The 12619-nt window shown below is 70.8% G+C and carries 13 protein-coding genes; 7 read left to right on the top strand and 6 right to left on the bottom strand.

What is annotated here, in order from left to right; translation table 11 throughout:
• Positions 1-8 precede the first annotated feature (8 nt).
• Positions 9-551: a DUF6542 domain-containing protein gene (locus ABT170_RS17960; protein ID WP_329946563.1), complete on the top strand. Its 543-nt coding sequence runs from the start codon at positions 9-11 to the stop codon at positions 549-551.
• A 45-nt stretch (positions 552-596) separates the two neighbouring features.
• Here the strand turns inward: ABT170_RS17960 and ppgK are convergent, their stop codons facing one another.
• Both ppgK and ABT170_RS17950 read right to left on the bottom strand, forming a co-directional pair.
• On the bottom strand, positions 597-1334 hold the full coding sequence (gene ppgK, locus ABT170_RS17955) for a polyphosphate--glucose phosphotransferase (protein WP_329946295.1): 738 nt from the start codon (positions 1332-1334) through the stop codon (positions 597-599).
• A 38-nt stretch (positions 1335-1372) separates the two neighbouring features.
• Complete coding sequence (locus ABT170_RS17950; protein ID WP_351868382.1) at positions 1373-2362, bottom strand: 4-hydroxy-3-methylbut-2-enyl diphosphate reductase; 990 nt, start codon at positions 2360-2362, stop codon at positions 1373-1375.
• Between the two features lie 87 nt (positions 2363-2449).
• Here ABT170_RS17950 and ABT170_RS17945 point away from each other — a divergent pair, with 87 nt between their 5' ends.
• From ABT170_RS17945 to ABT170_RS17930, 4 genes are all read left to right on the top strand, one after another.
• On the top strand, positions 2450-3838 hold the full coding sequence (locus ABT170_RS17945) for an APC family permease (RefSeq protein WP_329946297.1): 1389 nt from the start codon (positions 2450-2452) through the stop codon (positions 3836-3838).
• A 210-nt stretch (positions 3839-4048) separates the two neighbouring features.
• Positions 4049-5260 (top strand): exodeoxyribonuclease VII large subunit, encoded by a 1212-nt coding sequence (xseA, locus tag ABT170_RS17940; RefSeq protein ID WP_329946298.1) that lies wholly within the window; start codon positions 4049-4051, stop codon positions 5258-5260.
• A gap of 43 nt (positions 5261-5303) precedes the next feature.
• Complete coding sequence (locus ABT170_RS17935; RefSeq protein WP_329946299.1) at positions 5304-5558, top strand: exodeoxyribonuclease VII small subunit; 255 nt, start codon at positions 5304-5306, stop codon at positions 5556-5558.
• 181 nt (positions 5559-5739) lie between these two features.
• Positions 5740-6330, top strand: coding sequence for a malonic semialdehyde reductase (locus tag ABT170_RS17930; RefSeq protein ID WP_329946300.1), 591 nt, complete (start codon positions 5740-5742; stop codon positions 6328-6330).
• Positions 6331-6493: 163 nt separating this feature from the next.
• On the opposite strand, the gene ABT170_RS17925 is transcribed toward ABT170_RS17930, so the two are convergent.
• The gene (locus ABT170_RS17925; RefSeq protein ID WP_329946301.1) at positions 6494-7024 is read right to left on the bottom strand and encodes a DUF4245 domain-containing protein; all 531 of its coding nucleotides are present in this window, start codon (positions 7022-7024) and stop codon (positions 6494-6496) included.
• A gap of 160 nt (positions 7025-7184) precedes the next feature.
• Here ABT170_RS17925 and glpX point away from each other — a divergent pair, with 160 nt between their 5' ends.
• Positions 7185-8216 carry a class II fructose-bisphosphatase gene (gene glpX / locus ABT170_RS17920; RefSeq protein WP_266923364.1) on the top strand — a complete coding sequence of 344 codons (1032 nt, stop codon included), beginning with the start codon at positions 7185-7187 and terminating at the stop codon, positions 8214-8216.
• Positions 8217-8321: 105 nt separating this feature from the next.
• On the opposite strand, the gene ABT170_RS17915 is transcribed toward glpX, so the two are convergent.
• Entirely contained in the window at positions 8322-8693 is a 372-nt protein-coding gene (locus tag ABT170_RS17915; protein ID WP_266923363.1) for a WhiB family transcriptional regulator, read from the bottom strand.
• Positions 8694-8850: 157 nt separating this feature from the next.
• On the bottom strand, positions 8851-9531 hold the full coding sequence (locus ABT170_RS17910) for a DUF1707 SHOCT-like domain-containing protein (RefSeq protein WP_329946302.1): 681 nt from the start codon (positions 9529-9531) through the stop codon (positions 8851-8853).
• Between the two features lie 220 nt (positions 9532-9751).
• Between ABT170_RS17910 and ABT170_RS17905 the strand changes: the two genes are divergently transcribed.
• Positions 9752-11419, top strand: a complete 1668-nt coding sequence (locus tag ABT170_RS17905; protein WP_329946303.1) for a fumarate hydratase — start codon at positions 9752-9754, stop codon at positions 11417-11419.
• A gap of 69 nt (positions 11420-11488) precedes the next feature.
• Here ABT170_RS17905 and ABT170_RS17900 read toward each other — a convergent pair whose 3' ends face one another.
• Entirely contained in the window at positions 11489-12604 is a 1116-nt protein-coding gene (locus ABT170_RS17900; RefSeq protein WP_351868375.1) for a LuxR C-terminal-related transcriptional regulator, read from the bottom strand.
• Between the last annotated feature and the right edge of the window lie 15 nt (positions 12605-12619).

Here is a 12619-nt window from a genome sequence, read left to right as displayed (position 1 = left end):
TCTACCGGGTGACGGGTACGCCGGGAGCCCGGACCCGCTCGCTGCCGCCCGCGGTGGCGGTACTGCGCAGGTTCCCCAACCCCCGGCTGACCGGCATCGGGGCGGGGCTCTTCGCCGCCGTCACCATGTTCGTCCTGGCCTGCCTCGACCGGCTGCTGTTCGACAGCTCGGAGATCGTCTACGGGCTGCTGTTCCTGCCGGTCAGCGCGCTCACCGCGCTCTGGGTACGCCCCGCCGACCTCGTCACCGCCCCGATCAGCGTGCCGATCGCCTTCGCCGTCGGTGTCATCCCCGTCTCCGGGGGCACCGGAGGTCTGGGCGGTCAGACGATGGCCGTCGTCACCGCGCTCGCCGTGCACGCCGGCTGGCTGTACGGCGGCACTCTCGTCGCCGGGCTCATCGCCACCGTGCGCAAGGTCCGGCACATGCGGGCCAGGCGGCGGCATCCGGTCCCGGCGGTCCAGCCCGTCCGCGCCGCCCAGGCCGCCCAGGCCGCCGCCCGTACCGGACAGTCCGTCGCGGGCACCGCGCGCCGCCCCCGGCGCCCGTAGCCCCGCGAGCCGACGGCCGCGGGACCCAGCGGCGCGCGGCGGGGACTACTTCCCCGCCGCCGCCATCGCCGCGCCCACGATCCCCGCGTTGTTCTGCAGCTCCGCCGGGACGATCTCGGCCCGTACGTCTTCGATCAGCGGCAGGAACTTGTCCGCCTTACGGCTGACACCGCCGCCGATGATGAACAGCTCGGGCGAGAAGAGCATCTCCACGTGCGCCAGATACTTCTGTACCCGGTGCGCCCAGTGGTGCCAGCTGAGGTCCTCGTCCTCCTTGGCCTTCGTGGACGCGTGCTTCTCCGCGTCGTGGCCGTGCAGCTCCAGGTGGCCGAGCTCGGTGTTGGGGACGAGGCGGCCGTCCGTGAAGACCGCGCTGCCGATGCCCGTACCGAAGGTCAGCATGATGACCGTGCCCCTGCGTCCCCGTCCCGCGCCGAAGGTCATCTCGGCGACTCCCGCCGCGTCGGCGTCGTTGAGGATCGTGACGGGCTGCCCGATCCGGTCGCCCAGCAGGGTGCGTGCGTCCGTGTCGATCCAGCCCTTGTCGACATTGGCCGCGGTGCGGGTGACGCCGTCCGTGACGACCCCCGGGAATGTGACGCCGATCGGGCCCGACCAGTCGAAGTGGCCGACGACCTCGGCCACGCAGTCGGCCACGCCCTTGGGCGTGGCCGGCTGCGGTGTCAGTACTTTGTGGCGCTCCTGCGCCAGGTCTCCGCGGTCCAGGTCCACGGGAGCGCCCTTGATCCCGGATCCGCCGATGTCCACGCCGAAGATCTGCATGGAATCCACCGTACGGGCAGGCCGGACGCCGCGCCCGCCTACTCGGCGGAAAGGGCTGCCGCCTCGGCCCGCAGGTCGCGGCGCAGCTCCTTGGGCAGCGAGAAGGTGATCGACTCGTCGGCCGTCTTCACCGTCTCGACATCGGCGTAGCCGCGCTCGGCCAGCCATTCCAGCACGCCGTCCACCAGTACGTCGGGGACGGAGGCGCCGGAGGTGAGGCCGACCGTGGTCACGCCCTCCAGCCAGGCCTCGTCGATCTCGCTCGCGAAGTCGACCAGATGGGCGGCCGGGGCGCCCGCGTCGAGGGCGACCTCGACCATGCGGATGGAGTTCGAGGAGTTCTTGGAACCGACGACGATGACCAGCTCGGCGTCCTGGGCCAGCTTCTTCACCGCGATCTGGCGGTTCTGCGTGGCGTAGCAGATGTCGTCGCTGGGCGGCGAGAGAAGGTTCGGGAACTTGCCCCTGAGAGCGTCGACCGTCTCCATCGTCTCGTCGACCGAGAGCGTGGTCTGCGAGAGCCAGACGACCTTCGACTCGTCGCGGACCTTCACGTTCGCCACGTCCTCGGGGCCGTCGACCAGGGTGATGTGGTCCGGGGCCTCGCCGCTCGTGCCGATGACTTCCTCGTGGCCCTCATGGCCGATCAGGAGGATGTCGTAGTTCTCCTTGGCGTACCGGACGGCCTCCTTGTGGACCTTGGTGACCAGCGGGCACGTGGCGTCGATCGTGGCGAGCTTGCGCTCGGCGGCCTCGGCGTGGACGGTCGGCGCGACACCGTGCGCGGAGAACATCACGATGGAGCCCTCGGGGACCTCCGCGGTGACGTCGACGAAGATCGCGCCCTTCTTCTCCAGGGTCTGCACGACGTACTTGTTGTGCACGATCTCGTGCCGCACGTAGATCGGGGCCCCGTACTGCTCCAGGGCCTTCTCGACGGCGATCACGGCACGGTCCACGCCCGCGCAGTAGCCACGGGGAGCGGCGAGCAGGACACGGCGGGCAGGAGTTGCAGTCATGCGTCCCATCGTAAGGCCGTACCGAACAGGCGCCGGTCCGGCCGGGTCGGGAGACTGTTGGCGACGTGGGTGTGCACGGACGGCGATGGAGGTCGGATGTCGGGAAGCAGCAGCACGGAGCGGGCCACATTGCGGCGCACGCTCGGCTTCCGGGATCTGGTGGTCTACGGGCTGCTGTTCATCGCTCCGATGGCGCCGGTCGGGGTGTTCGGGACGCTCGACGCGAAGTCCGACGGCGCGGTCGCGCTCGTCTACATCGCGGCGACCGTCGTCATGGCGTTCACCGCCTTCAGCTACGCCCAGATGGTGCGGGTCGCCCCACTGGCGGGTTCGGTGTTCGCGTATGCCCGCAAGGGGCTCGGGGAAGGGCCGGGATTCATCGCCGGGTGGATGGCGATGCTCGACTATCTGCTGATCCCCGCGGTCGCCTACCTCTTCTCCGGGATCGCGATGAACGCGCTGGTCCCCGAGGTGTCGCGCTGGGTGTGGACGGCCATCGCGGTCGTGCTGACCACCCTGCTCAACCTGTGGGGGGTACGGGCCGCGGCCCGGGTCGGCTTCGCCGTGCTGGCCATGGAGATCGCGGTGCTGCTGGTGTTCGTGGTGTCGGCGGTGGTGGTGCTCGTACGCGACGGCGCGCAGCGCGGCTGGCTGTCGCCGCTCACCGGCGATTCCGGCTTCTCGATGACGGCGGTGCTGGGGGCGGTGTCGGTCGCCGTGCTCTCGTATCTGGGCTTCGACGCCATCGCCTCGTTCGCCGAGGAGGTGACCGGCGGTTCGGCGAAGGTGGCGCGGGCGGTGCTGTTCTGCCTGGTGCTCGCGGGCGTGCTCTTCATCGCCCAGTCCTATCTGGCCGCGCTGCTGGAACCGGTCAGCTCGGCGGAGCTGGCGGCCGATCCGGCGCAGCAGGGGTCCGCGTTCTACGACGCGGTCGACGCCTCGGTCGGGACCTGGCTGCACGATCTGGTGGCCGTCAGCAAGGCGATCGGTGCGGCGTTCGCCGCGCTGGCGGGGCAGGCGGCGGCCGGGCGGCTGGTGTTCGCGATGGCGCGCGAGCGGCGGCTGCCGCCGTTCCTGGCGAAGGTCGACGCGAAGTCCGGCGTGCCGCGGGTCGCGATCCTGGGCGCGGCCGTGGTGACGCTGGTGGCCGCGGTGTGGGCGGCCCGGCGCGACGACGGGCTGGACCATCTGGTGTCGGTCGTCGACGTGGGCGCGCTGACGGCGTTCGTGCTGCTGCACGCGTCGGTGGTCGGCTGGTTCGCCGTACGCCGGATGGAGGGGCCGCCGAGCTGGTGGCGCCATGTGGTCATCCCCGTGGTGGGTGCCGCGGTGCTGATCGCGGTGATCGTGGAGGCGACGGCGAGCGCCCAGGTGGTCGGGCTGTGCTGGCTGGCGGTGGGGCTGGTGGTGCTCGCGGTGCAGTGGGGACGGCGCCCCGGGGCCGGCGCGGGTGCGGGGAGCCCCGGTGGGAGCGGCGGGAGCTGAGGCAGGGAGAGGGCTGGGGCGAGGGACGGCGCTGAGCAGAGGAGGAAGCGGCGGGAGCCCGAGGGAGCGGCGGGCTGTGGCGGGCAGCGGCGGGAACCGTACGGCGGTGGGGACGGTGGTGCGGGGTGGTGGCGGCAGCGGTGAGCGCGTGAGCGGGATCGAGTGCCTGTCCGCCCCTTCCTGTCGGCGCCTGCCGATACGCTCCTTCGCATGGCTCTCAATACGTCCGCGGAAGCACCGCTGCCCGTCGGCGAGGTGTCCCGGCTCATCGGGGGGTGGATCGACCGGCTCGGTGCGATCTGGGTCGAGGGGCAGATCACCCAGCTGTCGCGGCGGCCCGGTGCCGGGGTCGTCTTCCTGACCCTGCGCGATCCGTCGCACGACATCTCCCTGAGCGTGACCTGCTACCGGCAGGTCTTCGACCGCATCGCCGATGTGGTGACGGAGGGCGCGCGGGTCGTCGTTCTCGCCAAGCCGGAGTGGTACGCGCCCCGGGGGCAGCTCTCCCTTCGGGCGACGGAGATCCGGCCGGTCGGGATCGGGGAGCTGCTGGTCCGGCTGGAGCAGCTGAAGAAGTCGCTCGCCGCGGAGGGGCTCTTCGCGCTGGACCGCAAGAGGCCGCTGCCCTTCCTGCCGCAGTTGATCGGTCTGGTCTGCGGGCGGGCCTCCGCGGCCGAGCGCGATGTCCTGGAGAACGCCCGCCGTCGCTGGCCCGCGGTGCGGTTCGAGGTGCGCAACACCGCGGTGCAGGGCGTTCACGCGGTGAATCAGGTGGTCAAGGCGGTCGAGGAGCTGGACGCCCTGGACGAGGTCGATGTGATCGTCGTCGCCCGCGGCGGCGGCAGCGTGGAGGACCTGCTGCCGTTCTCCGACGAGCAGTTGATCCGGGCGGTGGCCGCGTGCCGTACGCCGGTGGTGTCCGCGATCGGGCACGAGCCGGACTCCCCGCTGCTGGACCTGGTGGCGGATCTGCGGGCGTCGACGCCCACGGACGCCGCGAAGAAGGTCGTCCCCGACGTGGGCGAGGAGCTGGACCGGGTGCGGCAGCTGCGGGACCGGGCGCTGCGCACCGTACGGGGCGTCCTGGACCGGGAGGAGCGGGGACTGGCCCATGCGCTGGGCCGCCCGTCGATGGAGCGTCCCCACCGGCTGGTGGACGAGCGGGCCGCCGAGGTGGACGCGCTCGTCGGGCGCAGCCGCCGGGTGCTCGGCCATCTGCTGGACCGCGCCGATTCGGAGCTCGCGCACACCCGGGCCCGGGTGGTATCGCTGTCGCCCGCCGCGACGCTGGAGCGGGGTTACGCCGTGCTCCAGCGGCCGGACGGCCATGTGGTGCGCTCCCCCGCCGACGCCGGGGCGCCCGGCGAACCGCTGCGGGCGCGGGTGTCGGAGGGCGAGTTCACCGTACGGGTGGAGGGGTGAGCCCCTCACGTTGTTTTCCCAGCTCACGAATAGGGTGGATCACATGACGGACGACGGGACGGCGACGGCCGCCGCGACAGGCACGCTCGGGTACGAGCAGGCGCGGGACGAGCTGATCGAGGTCGTGCGGCGCCTGGAGGCGGGCGGCACGACGCTGGAGGAGTCGCTGGCCCTGTGGGAGCGGGGCGAGGAGCTGGCCAGGGTCTGCCGGCACTGGCTGGAGGGCGCCCGCGCCCGGCTGGACGCGGCTCTGGCCCGCCCGGAGGATCCCGCGCAGGCTCCGGGCACCGACGGCTGAGCCCGTACGGCGGACAGCGGCCCGGCGGGCGCGGAGGAAGCGCGGGGCGGCCCCTCGGGCAGCCTTCCGTGCTGTGGAGTGGATCACTCCGGAAGAGGTTTAGTTGAAAGTTAACCTACTTCTCGGATACGGTGACGCCATCGCTTGATCCCCCCTGTTCGTCCGGAAGGTAATCCGCAAGATGTCCCTCGCTCTTGACCCCACCGCCCAGGACCTCCTCTTCCGTGAGGCCCGTACCGCCAACACGTTCACCGACGAGCCGGTGACCGATGAGCAGGTCCAGGCGATCTACGACCTGGTCAAGTTCGGCCCCACGGCCTTCAACCAGTCGCCGCTGCGCGTCGTCCTGGTCCGCTCCGCCGAGGGCCGCGAGCGCCTTGTCCAGCACATGGCCGAGGGCAACCAGCCGAAGACCGCCACCGCACCGCTCGTCGCGATCCTCGCCGCCGACAACGAGTTCCACGAGGAGCTCCCGGCGCTGCTTCCGCACTTCCCGCAGGCCAAGGACGCGTTCTTCTCCGAGCGCCCGGTCCGCGAGTCGGCCGCCCTCCTGAACGCCGCGCTCCAGGCCGCGTACTTCATCATCGGCGTCCGCGCCGCCGGTCTGGCCGCCGGCCCGATGACCGGTTGCGACATCGCGGGCATCCAGAAGGAGTTCCTGGACGACGACCACACCCCGCTGATGGTCGTCAACATCGGCAAGCCGGGCGAGGACGCCTGGTTCCCGCGTCTGCCGCGCCTGTCGTACGACGAGGTCGTCACGACCGTCTGAGCCGTACGGGACCCGCGGGTTCCGGCAGCACCGGATCCCTCCGGATCCGCGCGACCGCTCCGCGGAGGTCCTGAACGAAGGAGCCCGGCCGGGAATGCCCGGCCGGGCTCTTTCGCGTGTGCGCCCCGACGCCCGTCAGGGAGTGGTCTTCAGGGGACGCCCGTCAGGGAGTGGTCTTCAGGGCGGCGGCCATTTCCACCAGCCGCGCCATGGGCGCCGAGCCCGTGACCACGGTGGTCGATCCCTTGTCGTGGAACACGAGGGCGTCGTACTTCGGGCCCTCCCAGTGCTGCCAGGTGCGGCCCGCCACGTCCTCGGTGCGCCCGGTGTCCTTCGCGTTCCGGGTGACCTCGGCGACGTACTTCTTCGCCGGGGAGGTGGACTGCTCGACCGCGACGTACTTCTTGTCCGGGTCGAGGAAGCCGAGGTGCCAGTTGTCGCCCGCCGCACCCTCGTACGAGACGGAGGTCGGCCTCCAGCCCTTCCCCAGGTCGTCCGGGGCGGCCACCGGATACGGCGCCGCGCGCCTGGCCGTCGCGAGTTCCACCCGGAAGTCGACGGCCTTGACGGGATCGGCCTTCTCGTCATGCGGAACGAAGACGTAGATGACCCCCGCGGCCGCGGTGATCACCATCATCGACAGGAACATGTCCCGGACCGTCTGCTTGCCTCGCTTGCTCGCCACGCGCTCCATGGTGGCATGAGGCCCCGGGCGTCCGACCACGGGGCGGCCACTCGCGCCCGACCCGGCGCGGGGCGCTCATACGTGACCCGCTCTGCTCATTTTATCGACCTACCGATAGAGTCACAGCACCCTCTTTTCCGGTCGTCGTCGTACAGAAAGGTGCGCTCCGATGTCCGAGCATCATCTGCCGTCCCAACTGGAGGTCTCCCCGGAGGCCCCCGACCGCAACCTGGCCCTTGAACTGGTCCGGGTCACCGAGGCCGCCGCCATGGCCGCCGGGCGCTGGGTGGGCCGCGGCGACAAGATCGGCGCCGACGGCGCCGCCGTGAAGGCCATGCGCACCCTCGTCTCCACCGTCTCGATGAACGGCGTCGTCGTCATCGGTGAGGGCGAGAAGGACGAAGCCCCCATGCTGTTCAACGGCGAGCGCGTGGGCGACGGCACCGGCCCGGAGGTCGACATCGCCGTCGACCCGATCGACGGGACCACGCTCAACGCCAAGGGCATGCCGAACGCGATCGCCGTCCTGGCGGCGGCCGACCGCGGCGCCATGTTCGACCCGTCCGCCGTCTTCTACATGGACAAGCTGGTCACCGGCCCCGAGGCCGCTGACTTCGTCGACATCAACGCGCCCGTGGCGGTGAACATCCGGCGTGTCGCGCGGGCCAAGAACTCCACGCCCGAGGACGTCACCGTCGTCATCCTCGACCGCCCCCGCCACGAGGGCATCGTCAAGGAGATCCGGGAGACGGGCGCCCGGATCAAGTTCATCTCGGACGGCGATGTCGCGGGCTCGATCATGGCGGCCCGCGAGGGCACCGGCGTCGACCTGCTGATGGGCATCGGCGGAACACCCGAGGGCATCATCTCGGCGTGCGCCATAAAGTGCCTCGGAGGTGTCATCCAGGGCAAGCTCTGGCCCAAGGACGATGCCGAGCGTCAGCGTGCGCTGGACGCCGGGCACGACCTGGACCGGGTGCTGTCGACCGACGACCTGGTCAGCGGCGACAACGTGTTCTTCGTGGCGACCGGAATCACCGACGGCGAACTGATGCGCGGTGTGCGGTACCGCGCGGAGACGGCGACCACCGAGTCGATCGTCATGCGTTCCAAGTCGGGCACGATCCGGAAGATCGACTCGACCCACCGGCTCTCGAAGCTGCGCGCCTACAGCGCGATCGACTTCGACCGCGCGAAGTAGCGGCCACGCACAGCGGCGGCGACCACGCGTGGCGTCAGGGGTGAAGCAGTCGAGGGAGGGGGAGGGGCCGCCGGTCCGGCGGCCCCTCCCCCTCCCTCGGCGGCCTCAGCCGGCCGCGGCTATCCGTCCCGTCGGCGCCGCGGACTTGAGCTCGATGTCGCGCCTGCGGCGCCGGGCGAGCACCACGCGGCGTTCGGCGGCGGTCAGTCCGCCCCACACCCCGTACGGCTCGGGTTGCATCAGGGCGTGCTCCTGGCACGCCTCCATCACCGGGCAGCGGGCGCAGACCCGCTTGGCGGCCTCCTCGCGGGACAGTCGGGCAGCAGTCGGCTCCTTCGACGGGGCGAAGAACAGCCCGGCTTCGTCCCGGCGGCACACCGCCTCCGAATGCCAGGGACCCGCCTGGTCTTCCCGAGCGGGAGTGCGCTGGGAAGGAACGGCGGCGACCTGCAGAGTCTGATGCGGCGGTTGCAGCACGGCCTACTCCTGACGACGGCTTCGCGAGCAAGAGACGATGCAGCATTCCCTACCCGCTGTGCGCGTGCCTAAGCACTGCGTGGCACCGGCTTCCGGAGCACGAAATTGCACCCGGCGCGCACTTTGGCCGGAACCAGAAGCCCGCCCGCCGCCCCGCTCAGCGGCCCAGATGTTTGCGAAGTTGGTCGTGGAGGTCGGCAATGAACTTGCCCCGCTTGGGCTTTGCCTCCACGTTCCCGAAGACGGAATAGCCGTTCACCACGACAACCGGTGCTTCCGGGTCGGCGGATTCCAGAGTCATCACTTCGAAATTACCGAAAACACCCGTCCCGTTGCCGCGCAGCGAGATGTTCTGCGGCACCTTGATCTCGACACTGCCGAAGATGGACGTCGCGTTGATGACGGTGAGTCGTTGGCCGAAAAGCGCCTCCGTCAGATCGATCTCCACGCTGCCGAACAGCGCGAAGGCGTTCGTCCGGCCACCGACCCGCCAACGCCCCTTCCTGGTCGAGCTGCTGAAGACCGCCACGAGGTTGTCCGCCGGTCCGGCGGGGGCCTCGGGGCCGTACGCGTAGGGGCGGGCCTGCGCACCGGCCTGCGGGGCGGCGGCGCCGGTCGCGGGCAGGTCACGGACGAGGGGTTCGAGTTCACCGACGGTCTTGGCGCGGTAGACCAGATCGATCCGCTCGGCGTGCTCCTCGGCGGTCAGCCGGCCCTCGGCCATGGCGTCCCGGAGGATGTCCGCGATCCGGTCGCGGTCGGCGTCGGAGGCCCGGATGCCGGCCGGCGCGGGTTCAGCCGGGGCGACGGGCTGCTGGGGCTGCTTTTCGAGGTCCACCGAACCAGCCTACCCAAACGCGATAGATCGCGACTAGGGGCTGTCCCGGCGATCCAGCCAATCCGTCCGCCGCCTCCCTCCGGGGCGCTCCGCCCCGGACGCTCCGCAGTCCTCCAGGTGAGCCCTACCTCACAGGGTCGGCAGCCGCACAGGGTTCTACCCTGGTGGGTGCGCTGCCCGAGGGAGGCCAGCCACCGTCGCCGAGTGAGGAATGGCCGTAATGCCAGAGTTTGCGTACTCCGATCTGCTCCCCCTGGGAGAGGACACCACGCCCTATCGTCTGGTGACCGCCGAGGGTGTCTCCACCTTCGAGGCCGACGGCCGTACGTTCCTCAAGGTCGAGCCGGAGGCCCTGCGCACGCTCGCCGCCGAGGCCATGCACGACATCTCGCACTTCCTGCGCCCCGCCCACCTCGCGCAGCTGCGCCGGATCGTGGACGACCCCGAGGCCTCGTCGAACGACAAGTTCGTCGCACTCGACCTCCTCAAGAACGCGAACATCTCCGCCGCCGGCGTCCTGCCGATGTGCCAGGACACCGGTACGGCGATCGTGATGGGCAAGCGCGGCCAGAACGTGCTGACGTCGGGCGGTGACGAGGAGGCCCTGTCGCACGGCATCTTCGACGCGTACACCAAGCTCAACCTGCGCTACTCGCAGATGGCCCCGCTGAACATGTGGGACGAGAAGAACACCGGCTCCAACCTCCCGGCGCAGATCGAGCTGTACGCCGCCGACGGCGGCGCGTACAAGTTCCTCTTCATGGCGAAGGGCGGCGGCTCGGCCAACAAGTCGTTCCTCTTCCAGGAGACCAAGGCGGTTCTCAACGAGGCCTCCATGATGAAGTTCCTGGAGGAGAAGATCCGTTCGCTGGGGACCGCGGCCTGCCCGCCGTACCACCTGGCGATCGTCGTCGGCGGTACGTCGGCCGAGTTCGCGCTGAAGACCGCGAAGTACGCCTCCGCGCACTACCTGGACGAACTGCCCGCCGAGGGCTCCCCGGCCGGGCACGGCTTCCGGGACCAGGAGCTGGAGCAGAAGGTCTTCGAGCTGACGCAGAAGATCGGGATCGGCGCGCAGTTCGGCGGCAAGTACTTCTGCCACGACGTGCGCGTGGTCCGCCTCCCCCGGCACGGCGCCTCGCTGCCCGTCGCCATCGCCGTGTCCTGTTCCGCGGACCGCCAGGCCACCGCGAAGATCACCGCCGAGGGCGTCTTCCTGGAGCAGCTGGAGAAGGACCCGGCGCGCTTCCTGCCGGACACCACCGACGACCACCTGGACGAGGCGGCGGATGTCGTCCGGATCGACCTGAACCGGCCGATGGACGACATCCTCGCCGAGCTGACCAAGTACCCGGTCAAGACCCGGCTCTCCCTGACCGGCCCGCTGGTCGTGGCGCGCGACATCGCGCACGCCAAGATCAAGGAGCGGCTGGACGCGGGTGAGGAGATGCCGCAGTACCTGAAGGACCACCCGGTGTACTACGCGGGCCCGGCGAAGACGCCCGAGGGGTACGCCTCCGGCTCCTTCGGCCCGACGACGGCCGGCCGTATGGACAGTTATGTCGCGCAGTTCCAGGCGGCGGGCGGCTCCAAGGTGATGCTGGCCAAGGGCAACCGGTCCCGGCAGGTCACCGACGCGTGCGACGCGCACGGCGGCTTCTACCTGGGCTCGATCGGCGGCCCGGCGGCACGTCTCGCGCAGGACTGCATCAAGAAGGTCGAGGTCGTCGAGTACGAGGAGCTCGGCATGGAGGCGGTCTGGAAGATCGAGGTCGAGGACTTCCCCGCGTTCATCGTGGTCGACGACAAGGGCAACGACTTCTTCACCGAGCCCGCCCCGGCGCCGACCTTCACCAGCATTCCGGTACGGGGTCCCGGCCTCGGCTGACGGGCCGGCGGCTGACGCACTGACATGCCGACGGGGGCGTTCCGGACGGAGCGCCCCCGCCGCACGCTCTCAGCCGCCCGAACCCCCCTCGCCGGGGCGGCCTCCCTCGCCGGGCCGGCCGTCCTGGCCCGCCCCGTCCTCCCGCGCCTCCGCGCCCGGCGGCCCCGGGCCACCCGGCACGTCCGAGCCGTTCAACAGGCCCGATGTGGCGACCAGATACCCGAGCTGGGCCCGGCTGTTGCTCCCCAGCTGCTCGGAGACCTTGCGCATGTGCTCGGCGACGCTGCGCCGGCTCATGCCGATGCGCCGGGCGATCGCCGCGTCCGTCTCGCCGTTGACGACCGCCCGCAGGATCGTGCGCTGGAGGTCGGAGGTGATGACCGGGGTGCGCAGCGGCGCGCGTTCCGGGCGGACGGGGACCGAGCGGGCCCACGCCTCGTCGAAGTGCCGGACCAGGAAGCGGACCAGGGGCGGATGCTGGATGCGCAGCGCGTGGTGCGGCTCGTCGGAGAACGGGATGAACGCGAGGTCCCGGTCGAACACGATGATCCGGTCGACGACTTCGGGGAGCGTCCTGACCTCGGCGCCCGCCGCGGTCACCTGCTCGATGTACGAGAGAGTCGTGCGGTCCGAGCGGACGGTGTGCTGGTAGATCGTGCGCTGCCGGATGCCCCGCCGCAGGTTGCGCAGGTCCCGGGGCAGCGACTCCGCCAGGACGTGTGCCGGGCGTCCGCCGCCCGGGTGGGCGGTGCGTACCGACTCGCGGCAGCCGCTGACCCCCGCGTCGAGCGCCTTGCTGATGACGGCGTGACCGGAGAGCCGGGTGAGGGCGGGCTGTTCGAGCCGGTGCACATCGGCGTACAGACCCTCGAAGGCGGCGAGGGTGGCGCGCGCCGAGCGGAGCGTGCGACGCCGTTCGAGTATCGCCTCCTCGATGGGGGCGAGTGCGGCGAACGAGGCGGTCTCCGGCGGTACGGGGATCATGAAACCGGGTGACTCCCGGTCGGCCACCATCAGGTGCAGGGCACGCAGACAATCGGCCACCTCGTCCTGCGGCAGGCTGCCCTCGACGAGGGCGCGCCGGTAGGTCGCCAGTGACGCCTCGCAGGGCCGCTCCGGATTCGGGCGGTCCGGCGACGATTCGCGGCAATCACATACCGGTGGGAGGGAATGATCGTGCTGCACAAGTATGCAGATTAC

The organism is Streptomyces sp. NPDC001787 (genome assembly GCF_040297465.1).
Classification (GTDB): Bacteria; Actinomycetota; Actinomycetes; order Streptomycetales; family Streptomycetaceae; genus Streptomyces.
Note: the sequence above shows the minus strand (reverse complement) of the source record. Positions and strands in the feature narration are given on the sequence as shown.